A 16,102-nucleotide genomic window follows, 5' to 3' on the forward strand; every position below is an offset into this window, starting at 1 on the left:
GAGCGGGCGCAGGCATCCGCTCAGCCGAGCTCTTGCATCAGGTACCCATGCAATTGCGCTTTTACCCCATGAACCGGTCCATGCGCCTCAAGAAAATGTGCAACCTTGCGCCGCAGGATGCGCTCATGGACCCGCTCGGACAGGTATGGATGCTCTTCGCCCAACCACCTGAGCAGGTTGTCCAGCAGGCCGTCCGTCGTGTCGCCCGCCAACGTTTTCAACAGCGCGGCCGGCACCTCCCACCAGGGAAAAGTTCGTGGTGGCCGTTGAACATTTCCCACGATTTCCAAGGCCCGACCGTTGATCAGACAACGGCTGATGACCGGCAGCAACTGTCCGGCATCGACGTCGTCGGATTGCAGGAGGGGCAGCACGAAACGTCCATCCCAGAAGCGAAAAAAAGCCGATTGGCCACCAGGCAACAATACCTGGGTGAGCCCACGCAAATGTTCGGCGAGAACCTCCTGAGCCACCGAAGACACCGCCAGCCACCCCCAATCGAGCGAATCGGTCGTCGCGATCCATTGAAGAAACACACTGTCCACAGCGACCGCGCCAACATAAGGCATGACGGGATCCCAATCAGCATAAGGCGTCTGCGCCCAGATCGGACTGGGCCCCGACGTCGTCGAGCGTCTCCAGGTCGCCAACGGCATGGCGCTGCTGGCATTGCTGAAGATGGCGAAGAGCTGTTCGGACGCTTGCAACGGGCGCTGCCGAAGCCAGGCGTGGGGCGATTGACCCGTACTCATGGACGCTCCTGAATATCAGCCAGCCTGGAAAACCCGGGCAACGGTGTGCAGACGCCATCCTTGCACCGCTCACATTCCTCGCAGAACGGTGCCTGGCCTTGCAGGCTGAGGATCTGCGCCAGCGACAGTGGAGCGGCCACGGCGGCGACAAGCTTTTCGGGGCGACCCGGCGAACCCGGCGCGGCGCTTGTGGCCGCCATCGGCCCACCCCCGACCTCGATGGGCACGCTGCTGAAAATCCCCCCCGCACCGATGCTGATCCAGTGCCCTCCGGCCTGGATGGTGGCGCTGGCGCCGCCATCCAACACAATCTGCTGGCCAGCGCTGACATGGAAATGCTGGCTCGCACTGAAGGCCTGGCTGGTCACGCGAATGTGTCGTTCGCCAGTCACCACCAAATGATCGTCCTGCCTGACTTCGACCTGGCGCCGCCCATGGGTGATACGCAATTCTTCGGCCTTGAGCTCATGCCGCGCCGTGCCGGAAACGACGACGCTGCGCTCGTGATCGACCTGCACACGCTGGTCATGGAGCACATGCTGGGTCCAGTTTCGCTGGGCCCGCAGGTAGATTTCCTCGGCCCCCTTGCGATCCTCGATGCGCAACTCGTTATAACCGCCCCCGCCGGGGCTGCTCTGGCTGCGCAATATGCTGCGGGTCTTATCCGCCGGCAAGTCCAGCGGTAAAGGGTTGGCACCGTTGGGCAAGCAACCCACCACCAGTGGCTTGTCCACATCGCCATCCATGAAACCCACCAGCACCTCCATGCCGACCCTGGGAATCATCACACCGCCATATCGATCATGGACCCAGCCGGTGGCCACCCGCAGCCAGCAACTCGAATGTTCGTCACGCTTGCCGTCGCGGTCCCAGATCATGTGCACCTTGATCCGGCCGAACTCGTCGCAATGAATTTCACTGTCGACAGGCCCGCTCACCACCGCAGGCTGATAGCCGTGGGCGGGAGGTTTCTCTTGAAGCAGCGGCGGACGAAAGAAAACGTCCCACGGCATCGCCAGAAAGGTATTGCTGTAGCCCTGGAACTCATCCTCGCCATCCGTGACCATGTCCTCCAGCACTTGCGGCTGGCGACCGCGGTGGGTGATCTGGGTCAGGAGCCACAGGTCGTTCCACTGTGCCCGCGGGTGCCCATCGATTTGCATGAAATGCCCACTGACGAGGGCGCATTGGTCGCTACGCCCTTCGGCCAGGCGGAAATCAGCGCCATGCCGCTCCAGGGCGCGCCGGGTCAGGTACCGACCCTGCTCACGGTCGGAAAAAAGACCGGGATAGCGATAGTCTTCCAGCACGGGTTGCTGCTGGCTATCGAGGCTGGTTTGCAAGGACAGGCCGGGGTTACGGAAATCGTAGTCGCTCAGTGTCACGACGCTGGTCCGGGTCTGGAGTCGAACAGCCAGCCGCTCGATCGCCGGCTCCCCGGCGGCCATGCCACTGCCTGGCAGATACCGCGTCGACTCGGGCAAACGGGGGAACACCGTCTGGTCGTCACCGAAGACCAACAGGTGGCCGTCAGGGCGGTGGCGGAAGTGGTAATGAATACCGACCTCGGCACAGATCCGCTCGATGAATGCCAGATCACTTTCACCGTATTGCACACAGTATTCCCGCTCGGGATATTGCCCGCCGAGACTGAACTGAAACGCATCGCCATGGATGCCATGGTCCTTCAAGACCCGCGTAATGATCGACGGCACACTCAAGTGCTGGAAAATCCGCCGGTTGATGCGGTGACGCAGATACGCCAGACGCGGCACCAGGCTGATCTGGTAGCGGGTCAGGCGCTTGCCCGAATCACCCTGGGCTACGCTGTAGACCTGGCCATGGATGCCACGCCCCTGTTGATCGAAGGTCAGGTAGGCCTGGCGATGCAGCAGGGTTTCCAATGCCAGGTCCGCTCGTTCACTCACCAGTTCCAGGTCGAAGCGATAAGGTTGGCTGATGGTTTCCTGGCCCGTGAACTCAAGCACCTTGAGTTCATTCGGCCCGCTGTCGAGCGTCAGGGTGAAACGCGGTTGGTTGGCAGGCGAGAACATCCGATGTATCTCAGCAGAATGAAAGGCGGGGGATTCTGCATGAGCCATGCGGAGAGTTGATGGGGGGCCATGAAAAACAGATTTGCCTTACAAGCAGGGCGATAAAAGCCGCAAAAGCGCGCTGTATTTTCCGATAGACACTTTCTGTTTCACCACCAGCCGTCGCACAGATGAATCAGCGCTTTCTTACATCATGCCGGCCCTCGGTACTTCATGTCGGCGTGATAACGTGCCTTTGTCGCAAAAAGCAAAGGACGCACCCATGACGGCTCGTTACGCAAAAATCGCAATGACCCTGGCACTCGCCGCATTCGCCTTCCTGACGGTGTTCAACAACGTCACGGACTATCGCTCCAATTTCAACTTCGTCCAGCATGTGTTGAGCATGGACACCACCTTCCCGGACAACGCCGCTCGTTATCGCGCCATCGCCCAACCATGGCTGTGGCATGGAGCCTACTGGCTGATCATTCTCGGCGAAGCGCTCACGGCCGGGCTGCTGGGCTACGGCGCCCTGAAGCTGTGGGTAGCACGCCGGGCTGACGGCAGGGTTTTCGCGCAGGCCAAACGCTGGGCTATCACCGGCCTGACAGTGGGATTCTTCGTCTGGTTCTTTGGTTTCATGGTCATCGGTGGCGAATGGTTTCTGATGTGGCAATCAGAAATCTGGAATGGCCAGGATGCGGCGTTCAGGTTCTACATGGCACTGCTAGGGGTGCTGATCTTTCTCAATCAACCCGATGCGGATCGGAGCTGAGCTGCCGCTATCGCGAGCAAGCTCGCTCCCACACGAATTAGCAGTGTTCTCGGGAAATCGGGCAATAAAAAACGGCCCGTCTCCATTGGCGACGGGCCGTTTCTTGATACAACCTTCAGCGAGCCATCAGGGCCCCGCCGAACAGACTTACTGGTTCAGGCGAAAATCTTTTTCGGCCGCTTCGAAGCGCTGCAGCATACCGGCGGTAGGCGTGCCCATCTTGCTGACGAAGTAGATGGCCAGGCTGGCGAAGATGAAGCCCGGGATGATTTCGTACAGGCCCAGCAGCTCGAAGTGCTTCCAGACGATCACGGTAACTGCCCCCACCAGGATCCCGGCCAATGCGCCGTTACGGGTCATGTTTTTCCAGATCACGGAGATCAGGACAACAGGACCGAACGCGGCACCGAAACCGGCCCAGGCGTAGCTCACCAGACCCAGTACACGGTTGTTCGGGTTGGCAGCCAGGGCAATGGCGACCAACGCCACCAGCAGCACCATGGCACGACCGACCCAGACCAGTTCCACCTGGGAAGCGCTCTTGCGCAGGAAGGTCTTGTAGAAGTCTTCGGTCAGGGCGCTGGAGCACACCAACAACTGGCAGCTCAAGGTACTCATCACGGCTGCCAGGATGGCCGACAGCAGCACACCGGCAATCCATGGGTTGAAGAGGATCTTCGCCAACTCGATGAACACGCGCTCCGGGTTCTCGGTCACAGGGCCGGCCACATCCGGATGTGCAGAGAAGTACGCGATGCCGAAGAAGCCGACGGCCACGGTGCCGCCCAGGCACAGGATCATCCAGGTCATGGAGATACGACGGGCCTTGGCGATGGACTTGACCGAATCAGCGGCCATGAAGCGCGCCAGGATGTGCGGCTGGCCGAAGTAGCCCAGGCCCCAGCCCATCAGCGAAATGATGCCGATGAAGGTGGTGTTCTTCAGCATGTCGAACGACGTCGGGTCTTTCGCCTCGATGGCCAGGAACGTGGTGTCCACGCCGCCGGTGGCCAGCAGTACGATGATCGGAGTCAGGATCAGCGCGAAGATCATCAGGGTGGCCTGTACCGTATCGGTCCAGCTCACGGCCAGGAAACCACCCACGAAGGTGTAGGCGATGGTCGCTGCGGCACCGGCCCACAATGCGGTCTCGTAGGACATGCCGAAAGTACTTTCGAACAGGCGGGCACCGGCCACGATGCCGGAGGCACAGTAGATGGTGAAGAACACCAGGATCACCACCGCGGAGATGATCCGCAGCAGGCCGCTCTTGTCTTCGAAACGGCTGGCGAAGTAATCCGGCAGCGTCAGCGCATCGCCGTTATGCTCGGTCTGCACCCGCAGGCGCCCGGCGACGAACAGCCAGTTCAGGTAGGCACCGATGACCAGGCCGATGGCGATCCAGCTTTCCGACAGGCCGGACATATAGATGGCACCGGGCAAGCCCATCAACAACCAGCCACTCATGTCCGAGGCACCGGCGGACAATGCGGTCACGACGCTGCCCAGGCTGCGGCCGCCCAGGATGTAATCGGAAAGGTTGTTGGTGGAGCGATAAGCCATCAGGCCGATCAGGACCATGGCTGCGATGTAGATCACGAAGGTGATCAGGGTGGGATTACTAACACTCATGAGTTACGCCCTGGCTTTGTTTTTATGTAGCGGTGGCAGTAGAAAGCGTCGACAACAGATGTGTGGCGACGATTTGCAGGCCCGCGAATTTATGACTGATGTTTCCCCAGGAAAGCCATCAGCCGATGCCCCTCGGCTTGGATCCGGTTGCACCTTGGCCGTGAATGCTATTCAACAAACGAAATAAGGTGCAACCAGTTTCGTTCAAATCAGTTGCACCTGATCGGTTTTCTCGAAAAAACCGGTTTTTTTGCTCCCTTTTAGTGCAGACCACCAGGTCCGGATAGAAGCCAAAGCACTAAGGCAGGGCGAGATAGACGTGCCGCGGTTTTATTCCTGACGGACTGCCTGATATTTCGTCAAAAAAAGGGTTGCACCCGGTTGCACCTCAATCAGCTCACAGCTAATCTTGCGCCAGCTGATACCACGCCGTACGTGGTAAACATGAGGATAAAAATATGGCTACCACCACCCTTGGGGTCAAACTCGATGACCCGACCCGCGAACGCCTCAAGGCGGCCGCAACCTCGATTGATCGCACGCCTCACTGGCTGATCAAGCAGGCAATTTTCAATTACCTGGAGAAACTCGAGGGTGGTGCAACCCTGACGGAGCTGAACGGCTCGGTCCGCGCAGAGGGCGACGACGCTGGCGATGTCCAGGTCGACCACGCCCACCAGTGTTTCCTGGAATTTGCCGAGAGCATCCTGCCGCAATCGGTGCTGCGCGCCTCCATCACCGCCGCTTACCGCCGCCCTGAGCCGGAAGTGGTGCCGATGCTGATCGAACAGGCTCGCCTGCCGGCCGAAATGGCCGAAGCCACCAACAAGCTGGCGGCGTCGATTGCGGAAAAGCTGCGCAACCAGAAGAGTGCCGGCGGTCGCGCCGGTATTGTCCAGGGTCTGTTGCAGGAGTTCTCCCTGTCATCCCAGGAAGGCGTGGCGCTGATGTGCCTGGCCGAGGCACTGCTGCGTATCCCGGACAAAGGCACACGCGATGCGTTGATCCGCGACAAGATCAGCACCGGCAACTGGCAGCCGCACCTGGGCAACAGCCCGTCGCTGTTCGTCAATGCCGCGACCTGGGGCCTGCTGTTGACAGGCAAACTGGTCGCCACCCACAACGAAGCCGGCCTGACATCGTCCCTGAGCCGTATCATCGGCAAAAGCGGCGAGCCGATGATCCGCAAGGGCGTCGACATGGCCATGCGCCTGATGGGCGAGCAGTTCGTCACTGGTGAAACCATCGCCGAAGCCCTGGCCAACGCCAGCAAATTCGAGTCCAAGGGTTTCCGCTATTCCTACGACATGCTGGGTGAAGCCGCCCTCACCGAACATGACGCCCAGAAATACCTGGCCTCGTACGAACAAGCCATCCATTCGATCGGCAAGGCCTCCCACGGCCGCGGGATCTATGAAGGCCCTGGCATCTCCATCAAGCTGTCGGCCCTGCATCCGCGTTACAGCCGCGCTCAGTACGAACGCGTCATGGACGAGCTGTACCCGCGCCTGCTGTCGCTGACCCTGCTGGCCAAGCAATACGACATCGGCCTGAACATCGACGCCGAGGAAGCCGACCGCCTCGAACTGTCCCTGGATCTGCTGGAGCGCCTGTGCTTCGAGCCGAAGCTGACCGGCTGGAACGGCATCGGCTTCGTCATCCAGGCGTACCAGAAGCGCTGCCCGTATGTGATCGACTACGTCATCGACCTGGCCCGCCGCAGCCGCCACCGCTTGATGATTCGCCTGGTAAAAGGCGCCTACTGGGACAGCGAGATCAAACGTGCCCAGGTCGAAGGCCTGGAAGGCTATCCGGTGTACACCCGCAAGGTGTACACCGACGTTTCCTACATCGCTTGCGCGCGCAAACTGCTGTCGGTACCGGAAGTCATCTACCCGCAGTTCGCGACACACAACGCCCATACGCTGTCGGCCATCTATCACATCGCCGGTCAGAACTATTACCCGGGCCAGTACGAATTCCAGTGCCTGCACGGCATGGGCGAACCACTGTACGAACAGGTTGTAGGCAAGGTATCCGAAGGCAAGCTGAACCGTCCGTGCCGCGTGTACGCACCGGTCGGTACCCACGAAACGCTGTTGGCCTACCTGGTTCGTCGCTTGCTGGAAAACGGCGCCAACACCTCGTTCGTCAACCGCATCGCCGACCAGTCGATTTCCATCCAGGAACTGGTGGCCGACCCGGTCGCCAGCATCGAGCAGATGGCGACCCTGGAAGGCGGTTTCGGCCTGCCGCACCCACGTATTCCACTGCCGCGCGACCTGTACGGCAGCGAACGCGCCAACTCCAGCGGCATCGACATGGCCAACGAACATCGCCTGGCCTCGCTGTCCTGCGCCCTGCTGGCGACCGCTCATAACGAATGGAAAGCCGCGCCGATCCTCGGTTGCGCCGCCAGTGAAGAAACCCCGACCCCGGTACTGAACCCATCCGACCACCGCGACGTGGTCGGCCAGGTGCAGGAAGCCACGGTGGCAGACGTCGACAACGCCATCCAGTGCGCCCTCAACGCCGCACCGATCTGGCAAGCCACGCCGCCGGCAGAGCGCGCTGCGATCCTCGAGCGTGCCGCCGACCTGATGGAAGGCGAGATCCAGCCACTGATGGGCCTGCTGGCCCGTGAAGCCGGCAAGACCTTCGCCAACGCCATCGCCGAGGTCCGTGAAGCGGTGGACTTCCTGCGCTACTACGCAGTGCAGGCACGCAACGATTTCACCAACGATGCCCACCGCCCGCTGGGCCCTGTGGTCTGCATCAGCCCGTGGAACTTCCCCCTGGCAATCTTCAGCGGCCAGGTCGCCGCCGCGTTGGCCGCCGGCAACCCGGTACTGGCCAAGCCGGCCGAACAAACGCCGTTGGTTGCCGCCCAAGCCGTGCGTCTGATGCTCGAAGCCGGCATCCCGGAAGGTGTGCTGCAACTGCTGCCGGGCCGTGGCGAAACCGTCGGCGCCCGATTGGTGGGCGACGAGCGGGTCAAGGGTGTGATGTTCACCGGCTCCACCGAAGTCGCCCGCCTGCTGCAACGCAATATCGCCGGCCGCCTGGATAACCAGGGTCGCCCGATCCCGCTGATCGCCGAAACCGGCGGCCAGAACGCCATGATCGTCGACTCCTCGGCGCTGACCGAACAGGTAGTGATCGACGTCGTGTCGTCGGCCTTCGACAGCGCCGGTCAACGCTGCTCGGCCCTGCGAGTCCTGTGCTTGCAGGAAGATTCCGCAGACCGTGTCATCGAAATGCTCAAGGGCGCCATGGCTGAATCGCGCCTCGGCAATCCCGAGCGCCTGTCCGTCGACATCGGTCCGGTGATCGACGCCGAAGCCAAGGCCGGCATCGAGAAGCACATCCAGGCCATGCGCGACAAAGGTCGTACCGTGTACCAGATGGCTATCGCCGACAGCGACGAGTGCAAGCGCGGCACCTTCGTGATGCCAACCCTTATCGAGCTGGAAAGCTTCGATGAACTGCAACGCGAGATCTTTGGTCCGGTGCTGCACGTGGTGCGCTACAAGCGCAAGGAACTGGACCAGTTGATCAACCAGATCAATGCCTCCGGCTATGGCCTGACCCTGGGCGTGCACACCCGTATCGACGAAACCATCGCCAAGGTGATCGACAACGTCCATGCCGGCAACGTCTACGTGAACCGCAACATTGTCGGTGCCGTGGTTGGTGTCCAGCCGTTCGGTGGCGAAGGTTTGTCGGGCACCGGTCCGAAAGCCGGTGGTCCGTTGTACCTGTACCGTTTGCTGTCGACACGTCCTACCGATGCGATCCAGCAGTCCTTCGTCCGTGGCGATGCCGTCAGCGCACCGGACGTGCGCTTGCGTGAAGCCATGAGCAAACCGCTGACCGCCCTGCAAGCCTGGGCCGACAGCCAGAAGCTTGCCGAGCTGAGCGCCCTGTGCGTGCAATTCGCGGCCCAGTCGCAAAGCGGTATCACCCGCCAGCTGACCGGCCCGACCGGCGAACGCAACAGCTACGCCATCCTGCCACGCGAGCACGTGCTGTGCCTGGCCGACGTCGAAGGCGATCTGCTGACGCAACTGGCTGCCGTACTGGCCGTGGGTGGCTCGGCCGTATGGCCGGAAACCGACACGAGCAAGGCCTTGTTCGCACGCTTGCCGAAGGATATTCAAGCACGCATCCAGCGGGTTTCCGATTGGACCAAGGACGATGTGGTGTACGACGCCGTCCTGCATCACGGCGACTCGGATCAACTGCGCAGTGTTTGCCAGCAAGTGGCCAAGCGCGCCGGCGCCATCGTCGGGGTCCATGGCCTGTCCCAGGGCGAAACCGGCATCGCGCTGGAACGCCTGGTGATCGAGCGGGCGTTGAGCGTCAACACCGCTGCGGCGGGCGGTAATGCCAGCCTGATGACCATCGGCTAAACGCAGCGGCGAGTTTCAAGCGGCAAGCGGCAAGTAAGAGCCAAAGCAGTCCTGCTCTTACTTGAAGCTTGCCGCTTGAAGCTTGTGCTGCTCTATCACCCCCATCAATCATCCTGTTCAGCCTCTATTCCCGGTTCTAGACTCGGCCCCATTCCAAAGAAAGGTAGGCCGCCATGTCCGAGACGCTGCTCAGTTCCCGTAATCTGGCTTTCGAGCTGTATGAAGTCCTCGATGCCGAGGGCCTGACCCAGCGCGAGCGGTTCGCCGAGCACAATCGCGAAACCTTCGATGCAGCCATTGGTACGGCTCGCAGCATCGCCGAGAAGTATTTCGCCCCCCACAACCGCAAGAACGATGAAAATGAACCGCGCTACGAAGACGGTCAGGCCATCCTGATTCCAGAAGTGAAACCGGCCGTGGACGCCTTCCTGGAAGCTGGCTTCCTCAACGCCGCACGCAGTTTCGAGGCGGGAGGCATGCAGCTGCCCACGTTGCTGTCCCAGGCCTGCTTCGCCCATTTTCAGTCCGCCAACGCCGCGTCGACCTCCTACCCGTTCCTGACCATGGGCGCGGCGAACCTGATCGAAAGCTTCGGTGACGAGGAACAGAAACGCCGCTTTCTGCAGCCGATGATCGAGGGTCGCTTCTTCGGCACCATGGCCCTGACCGAGCCCCATGCGGGCTCTTCGCTATCGGATATTCGTACACGTGCAGAGCCTGCGTCCGACGGCACCTATCGACTCAAGGGCAACAAGATCTTCATTTCCGGTGGCGATCATCCGCTGTCGGAAAACATCGTGCACATGGTCCTGGCAAAACTGCCGGACGCACCGCCCGGCGTTAAGGGCATCTCACTGTTTATCGTGCCCAAGTTCCTGGTCAACGACGACGGCAGCCTCGGCCAGCGCAACGACGTGCTCCTGGCCGGTTTGTTCCACAAGATGGGCTGGCGCGGGACCACGTCCACGGCATTGAACTTCGGCGACAACGGTGAGTGTGTCGGTTACCTCGTGGGAAAACCGCACCACGGGTTGAGCTACATGTTCCAGATGATGAACGAGGCTCGGATCGGTGTCGGGATGGGCGCGGTGATGCTCGGTTACGCCGGCTATCTGTACTCCCTCGAATACGCCCGCGAACGCCCACAGGGCCGGGTCCCCGACAGTAAGGATCCGACCACCGCCCCCGTGGCGATCATCCAGCATGCCGACGTGCGCCGCATGCTACTGACCCAGAAGGCCTACGTTGAAGGCTCGTTTGACCTGGGCCTGTACGCGGCGCGGCTGTTCGACGACACCACCACCCTAGAAAGCGAGGCCGAACGTCGACGGGCCCATGAGCTGCTGGACCTGCTGACCCCGATCGTCAAATCCTGGCCCTCGGAGTTTTGCCTGAAGGCCAACGAACTGGCGATCCAGATCCTCGGCGGTCATGGTTACACCCGCGAGTACCCGGTCGAGCAGTATTATCGCGACAACCGCCTGAACCCGATCCACGAAGGCACCCACGGCATCCAGTCCCTGGACCTGCTGGGCCGCAAGCTGGCGCAGAACGGCGGCGCCGGGCTCAAGCAACTGATCCGCCTGGTGGCCGACACCACCGAACGCGCCCAGGCGCATGAATCATTGACGCCCCTGCGTCAGCCACTGGAAGCCCTGGTGGCGCGCCTGCAATCAGTCACCCTCGGCCTGCTGACGGACCTGGCCCAAGGCAAGATCAACAGCAGCCTCGCCAATTCGGCGCTGTACCTCAAGGTGTTTGGTCATATGGTCATCGGCTGGCGCTGGCTGGAGCAGGCCATCCGTGCCGAGGAAGGCCTGATCAAGGGCAACGTTACCGATCACGACTTCTATCAGGGCAAGCTGCAAGCGGCCCGGTACTTCCTGACCTGGGAAGTACCGGGCTGCCACCACGAACTGGCGCTGCTCGAGGCACGGGATGACACGTGCCTGGCGATGCGGGACGAGTGGTTCTGAGGTGGGTCGATCTTCCTCTAGCGGCTGTACCCGATCCCACAATGGTCGCCCCGCAATAAGATCGCGGGGCGGGCAGACATAACAATCACGCCTGCTGAATCGTCTTGGAAATGACATCGACCGTGGCATTGACCTGCTCCTGGCAACGGTCGAGTTCTGCCTGGTGCTGCTTCTGCATTTCCATCTGCTGCGAGCACAGGTTCATGGCCGCCAACACCAACAGACGATCACCGATCAGCGTCGGGTATTTTCTCTTGGTATCGGCCAGGGCAGCCTTGAGCATTGCAGCGGCGTCCAACAGGGTCTGTTCCTGCCCGGCCGGCGCCTTGATCGAATAGTCTTCTCCCAGGATCGAGATAACCGTCACCCCATCGGCATGGTGCTTCATGCGCTGACAGGACCGGTGCTGGCCCGCTCGATCAACGCCTGGATACGGGCGGCGGTCGTGCCGTGGAGTTCTTCCTGTTCCATCAGGCTCAATTGCAGGCTTTCATTTTCATCCTTGGCCCTGGCAAGTTCCGCGCTCAGGGTTTCGTTCAGGCCGGTGAGGTGGCGATTCTGTTGCACCAGGTCATTGACCAGTTGCTCCAGCTGGCTGAGGGATGTTTCCAACATATTGATTTCCAGGCTTTTTCAGGGGCGCGTACGATAAAGAAAAGTCACCGCCGATACCATGCTTGCAGAGCGACGATGCTTCGCTGGCGAGCTGTAAAGACTGCGAATGGGGAATCTGGTTCCTGCCCTTCGTCGCACAGCAATGTAGCGCTGCGACAAAAGAACGCAGCGCTCTCAAGACTTCACTCCCCTGACCGATAAATCAGTGATCATCAGTCATAGACCGCACGGACGCGCCTCTTCCCGGTATCTTCCATGTCCCTACGTAATATGAATATCGCGCCGCGAGCGTTCCTGGGCTTTGCCCTGATCGGCGCCCTGATGCTGGCGCTTGGGGTGTTCGCCCTGACCCAGATGAGCAAGATCCGCAGTTCCGGCGAGAACATCGTCGAGAACAGCGTTCCCAGCATCCAGGCCCTGGACGAATTCACCCAGCTCACGCTGCGCCTGCGCGTCTTGTCCTATCGCTTGCTGGTTAACCGCGAGCCGGATATCCAACAGAAAACCTTTGAGCTGTTCGAACAACGCAACCAGCAGATCCGCGCAGCCCAGACCGCCTATGAAAAACTCATCAGCACCCCTGAAGAGCGGGCCGCTTATGAGCAATACGTGCAATTGCTGGGTCAGTACCGTCAGCTCGAAGAGCGGATGAAGACACTGTCACGTAACAATCAGATCGACGAGTTGCGCACACTGCTCAACACCGAGCTGTTGAGCAACTCCGACGCCATCAATGCCATCATCAACCGGCTGACGGAGATCAACAATCAACAAGCCGAGGCGCTCAACCAAGGTGCGGCACAGCAGTACTCAACGGCATTCAACTGGGTCGTCACCCTGCTGGTCCTCGCCACCGGCCTGACCCTGCTGTTCGCCTGGCTGCTCACCAACAGCATCACCCACCCGATTGGCAGCGCCCTGAGTGCCGCCGAGGAAATCGCCAAGGGCAACCTGACCCGACCGATCACCGTGGATGGCAATGACGAAGCCGGTCGCCTGCTGCGGGCGATGTCGAGCATGCAGGAAAAGCTGCGCGATACCCTGCAGCGGATCTCCGGTTCGGCCACCCAACTGGCTTCCGCTGCCGAAGAGCTCAACAGCGTCACCGACGAAAGTGCTCGTGGCCTGACCCAGCAGAACAACGAAATCGAACAGGCCGCCACTGCGGTCAACGAAATGACCAGCGCCGTGGAAGAAGTGGCGCGCAATGCGGTCAGCACGTCCGAAGCGTCGAAACACGCCACCACCTCCGTGGGCGATGGTCGGGACCTGGTGCAGGAAACCGTCAGTGCCATCGAGCGCATGAGCGCCGATGTACAAGGTACCGCCACCCTGATCGGCAATCTGGCCGATGAATCCCGCGACATCGGCAAGGTGCTGGATGTGATCCGCGGCTTGGCGGACCAGACCAACCTGCTGGCCCTGAACGCCGCCATCGAAGCCGCCCGCGCCGGTGAGGCCGGTCGCGGCTTTGCCGTGGTAGCGGATGAAGTACGCGCCCTGGCCCATCGCACCCAGCAGTCGACCAGCGAGATCGAACGCATGATCGGCAGCATCCAGAGCGGCACCGAACAGGCCGTGGACTCGATGCGCAACAGCACCGAACGCGCCGAGTCGACGCTGAACATCGCCCGCGGCGCCGGCATGTCCCTGGACACCATCAACACCGCCGTCGTCGAAATCAACGAACGCAACCTGGTAATCGCCAGCGCCGCCGAAGAACAGGCCCAAGTGGCCCGTGAAGTGGACCGCAACCTGGTGAACATCCGCGACCTGTCGGTGCAATCGGCCACCGGCGCCAACCAGACCAGCGCCGCCAGTGCCGAACTGTCGCGCCTGGCGGTGGACCTGAACAGCATGGTGGGACGCTTCAGTCTCTGACCTGTTCGCGTTGCGGGCTTTGCTCTCTTCTGTGGGAGCAAGGCTTGCCCGCGATGAAGGCACCACGTTTCCTGGGCCCTGCTTCGGCCTCATCGCGGGCAAGCCTTGCTCCCACAGCAGCGAAAAATCTCCGCCCCCTGAAGGCAAGCCAAAGCTTTTTTGACAGCATCACATTTCAACAGGTTAGAATCGCTGGCACGCAGACTGCATGGTCAGTTTGTGCCCGTCTTTCAGTTTTCCCGGAGTACTGCCTTTGACCGCGACGACCATCAACAGCCTGTTCTTGATCGGCGCGTTGCTGGTGGGTGCGAGCATCCTGGTCAGTTCTCTTTCGTCCCGCCTGGGTATCCCGATCCTGGTGATCATCCTGGCCGTGGGCATGGTCGCCGGTGTCGATGGGGCCGGTATTCTTTTCGACAACTACGCCACGGCCTATCTGGTCGGCAACCTCGCGCTGGCCGTCATTCTGTTGGACGGCGGCTTGCGTACGCGGGTCTCGAGTTTTCGGGTGGCCCTGTGGCCGGCGCTGTCGCTGGCGACGATCGGGGTGTTGATCACCACCGGATTGACCGGCCTGGCGGCGGCGTGGCTGTTCAATCTGAACCTCATCCAAGGCCTGCTGATCGGTGCCATTGTCGGCTCGACCGATGCCGCGGCAGTGTTCTCGCTGCTGGGCGGCAAAGGCCTGAACGAGCGGGTCAGCGCCAGCCTCGAGATCGAGTCCGGCAGCAACGACCCCATGGCGGTGTTCCTGACCGTGACCCTGATCGGCATGCTCGCCAGCGGCCAGACCGATCTGGAATGGAACCTCGTAGGGCACCTGGTGCGTGAGTTCGGCATCGGTGCGGTGCTTGGCCTGGGCGGCGGCTGGCTGATGCTGCAGTTGGTCAACCGCATCAATCTGGCCAACGGCCTCTACCCGATTCTTGTCATCAGCGGCGGCCTGGCCGTGTTCGCCCTGACCAACGCCCTTCACGGCAGTGGCTTCCTGGCGGTGTACCTGTGCGGCCTGGTCATCGGCAATCGCCCGGTGCGCAGCCGCCACGGCATCCTGCACATGCTCGACGGCATGGCCTGGCTGGCGCAAATCGGCATGTTCCTGGTGCTGGGGCTGCTGGTGACGCCCCATGACCTGTTGCCGATCGCCCTGCCCGCCCTGGGCCTGGCGTTGTGGATGATCCTGTTCGCACGCCCCCTGTCGGTCATTGTCGGCCTGCTGCCCTTCAAGGCCTTCCATGGTCGCGAGAAAGCCTTCATCTCCTGGGTCGGCCTGCGCGGCGCGGTGCCGATCATCCTGGCGGTGTTCCCGCTGATGGCCGGCCTGCCCCATGCCCAGCTCTATTTCAACCTGGCGTTCTTTATCGTACTGGTGTCGTTGCTGGTCCAGGGCACGAGCCTGCCATGGGTTGCCAAGTTGCTGCACGTCACAGTCCCGCCGGAGCCCTTGCCGATTTCCCGGGCAGCGCTGGAGGTTCATGTCACCAGCGAGTGGGAGCTGTTCATTTATCGCCTAGGGGCGGAAAAGTGGTGCATCGGTTCGCCCCTTCGAGATCTGAAAATGCCCGAAGGCACACGTATCGCGGCGCTGTTTCGTGGCCAGCAACTGCTCCATCCGTCGGGTAGTACGGTGCTGGAAACCGACGATCTGCTCTGCGTGATCGGTCATGAACATGATCTGCCAGCCCTTGGAAAACTCTTCAGCCAGGCGCCGCAACGGGGCCTGGATCTGCGCTTCTTCGGCGACTTCGTACTCGAAGGAGATGCCCAGCTGGCCGCGGTTGCCGCGCTGTACGGCCTGCAACTGGATGGCATCGATCCCGACATGTCCCTGGGCCGCTTCATTGCCCAGAAAGTCGGTGGCGCGCCGGTGGTCGGCGACCAGGTGGACTGGAACAACACCTTGTGGACCGTCGCGGCCATGGACGGGAACAAGATCGGCAAAGTGGGCGTCAGATTCCCCGAAGGAAGTCGCCCGGGTCCCGGCTTGTTCCTCTAAACTGCTCCCATTCTTTAATTTGCTCGT

At 61.4% G+C, this 16,102-nt stretch carries 10 protein-coding genes and 1 pseudogene; 6 read left to right on the forward strand and 5 right to left on the reverse strand.

The window, feature by feature from the left end:
- Positions 1-20: 20 nt before the first annotated feature.
- A complete protein-coding gene (locus CGA22_RS12035; protein ID WP_041024600.1) occupies positions 21-752 on the reverse strand; it encodes a DUF4123 domain-containing protein in 732 nt (243 codons plus the stop codon).
- Positions 749-2,806, reverse strand: a complete 2,058-nt coding sequence (locus tag CGA22_RS12040) for a type VI secretion system tip protein VgrG (protein WP_041024599.1) — start codon at positions 2,804-2,806, stop codon at positions 749-751. The genes CGA22_RS12035 and CGA22_RS12040 overlap by 4 nt, the downstream gene beginning before the upstream one ends.
- A gap of 262 nt (positions 2,807-3,068) precedes the next feature.
- Here CGA22_RS12040 and CGA22_RS12045 point away from each other — a divergent pair, with 262 nt between their 5' ends.
- The gene (locus tag CGA22_RS12045; protein ID WP_041024598.1) at positions 3,069-3,563 is read left to right on the forward strand and encodes a DUF2165 family protein; all 495 of its coding nucleotides are present in this window, start codon (positions 3,069-3,071) and stop codon (positions 3,561-3,563) included.
- Between the two features lie 147 nt (positions 3,564-3,710).
- Here CGA22_RS12045 and putP read toward each other — a convergent pair whose 3' ends face one another.
- Positions 3,711-5,195, reverse strand: coding sequence for a sodium/proline symporter PutP (putP, locus tag CGA22_RS12050; protein ID WP_041024597.1), 1,485 nt, complete (start codon positions 5,193-5,195; stop codon positions 3,711-3,713).
- 458 nt (positions 5,196-5,653) lie between these two features.
- Between putP and putA the strand changes: the two genes are divergently transcribed.
- Both putA and CGA22_RS12060 read left to right on the forward strand, forming a co-directional pair.
- Complete coding sequence (gene putA / locus CGA22_RS12055; RefSeq protein ID WP_041024596.1) at positions 5,654-9,607, forward strand: trifunctional transcriptional regulator/proline dehydrogenase/L-glutamate gamma-semialdehyde dehydrogenase; 3,954 nt, start codon at positions 5,654-5,656, stop codon at positions 9,605-9,607.
- A 173-nt stretch (positions 9,608-9,780) separates the two neighbouring features.
- Positions 9,781-11,583, forward strand: a complete 1,803-nt coding sequence (locus CGA22_RS12060) for an acyl-CoA dehydrogenase (protein WP_041024595.1) — start codon at positions 9,781-9,783, stop codon at positions 11,581-11,583.
- 85 nt (positions 11,584-11,668) lie between these two features.
- On the opposite strand, the gene CGA22_RS12065 is transcribed toward CGA22_RS12060, so the two are convergent.
- Complete coding sequence (locus CGA22_RS12065) at positions 11,669-11,971, reverse strand: cell division protein ZapA (RefSeq protein ID WP_041024594.1); 303 nt, start codon at positions 11,969-11,971, stop codon at positions 11,669-11,671.
- Positions 11,968-12,198 (reverse strand): hypothetical protein, encoded by a 231-nt coding sequence (locus CGA22_RS12070; protein ID WP_041024593.1) that lies wholly within the window; start codon positions 12,196-12,198, stop codon positions 11,968-11,970. The genes CGA22_RS12065 and CGA22_RS12070 overlap by 4 nt, the downstream gene beginning before the upstream one ends.
- A gap of 321 nt (positions 12,199-12,519) precedes the next feature.
- Between CGA22_RS12070 and CGA22_RS27450 the strand changes: the two are divergent.
- From CGA22_RS27450 to CGA22_RS12080, 3 genes and pseudogenes are all read left to right on the forward strand, one after another.
- Positions 12,520-13,176, forward strand: a pseudogene (locus CGA22_RS27450) (MCP four helix bundle domain-containing protein); the annotation flags it as partial.
- 198 nt (positions 13,177-13,374) lie between these two features.
- Positions 13,375-14,079, forward strand: a complete 705-nt coding sequence (locus tag CGA22_RS27455; RefSeq protein ID WP_411157118.1) for a methyl-accepting chemotaxis protein — start codon at positions 13,375-13,377, stop codon at positions 14,077-14,079.
- Positions 14,080-14,332: 253 nt separating this feature from the next.
- On the forward strand, positions 14,333-16,075 hold the full coding sequence (locus tag CGA22_RS12080; RefSeq protein WP_041024591.1) for a potassium/proton antiporter: 1,743 nt from the start codon (positions 14,333-14,335) through the stop codon (positions 16,073-16,075).
- The last annotated feature ends 27 nt before the right edge of the window (positions 16,076-16,102 follow it).

It is taken from the genome of Pseudomonas sp. PSB18, from assembly GCF_014596565.1.
In the GTDB taxonomy this organism is placed as follows: Bacteria; Pseudomonadota; Gammaproteobacteria; order Pseudomonadales; family Pseudomonadaceae; genus Aquipseudomonas.

What these genes read in the sequence shown, in the direction of transcription:
- CGA22_RS27455 (WP_411157118.1), top strand. Translation starts at nt 13,375, where the DNA reads ATGACCAGCGCCGTGGAAGAAGTGGCGCGCAATGCGGTCAGCACGTCC.
- putA (WP_041024596.1), top strand. Translation starts at nt 5,654, where the DNA reads ATGGCTACCACCACCCTTGGGGTCAAACTCGATGACCCGACCCGCGAA.
- CGA22_RS12040 (WP_041024599.1), bottom strand. Translation starts at nt 2,806, where the DNA reads ATGTTCTCGCCTGCCAACCAACCGCGTTTCACCCTGACGCTCGACAGC.
- CGA22_RS12045 (WP_041024598.1), top strand. Translation starts at nt 3,069, where the DNA reads ATGACGGCTCGTTACGCAAAAATCGCAATGACCCTGGCACTCGCCGCA.
- CGA22_RS12035 (WP_041024600.1), bottom strand. Translation starts at nt 752, where the DNA reads ATGAGTACGGGTCAATCGCCCCACGCCTGGCTTCGGCAGCGCCCGTTG.
- putP (WP_041024597.1), bottom strand. Translation starts at nt 5,195, where the DNA reads ATGAGTGTTAGTAATCCCACCCTGATCACCTTCGTGATCTACATCGCA.
- CGA22_RS12060 (WP_041024595.1), top strand. Translation starts at nt 9,781, where the DNA reads ATGTCCGAGACGCTGCTCAGTTCCCGTAATCTGGCTTTCGAGCTGTAT.
- CGA22_RS12070 (WP_041024593.1), bottom strand. Translation starts at nt 12,198, where the DNA reads ATGTTGGAAACATCCCTCAGCCAGCTGGAGCAACTGGTCAATGACCTG.
- CGA22_RS12065 (WP_041024594.1), bottom strand. Translation starts at nt 11,971, where the DNA reads ATGAAGCACCATGCCGATGGGGTGACGGTTATCTCGATCCTGGGAGAA.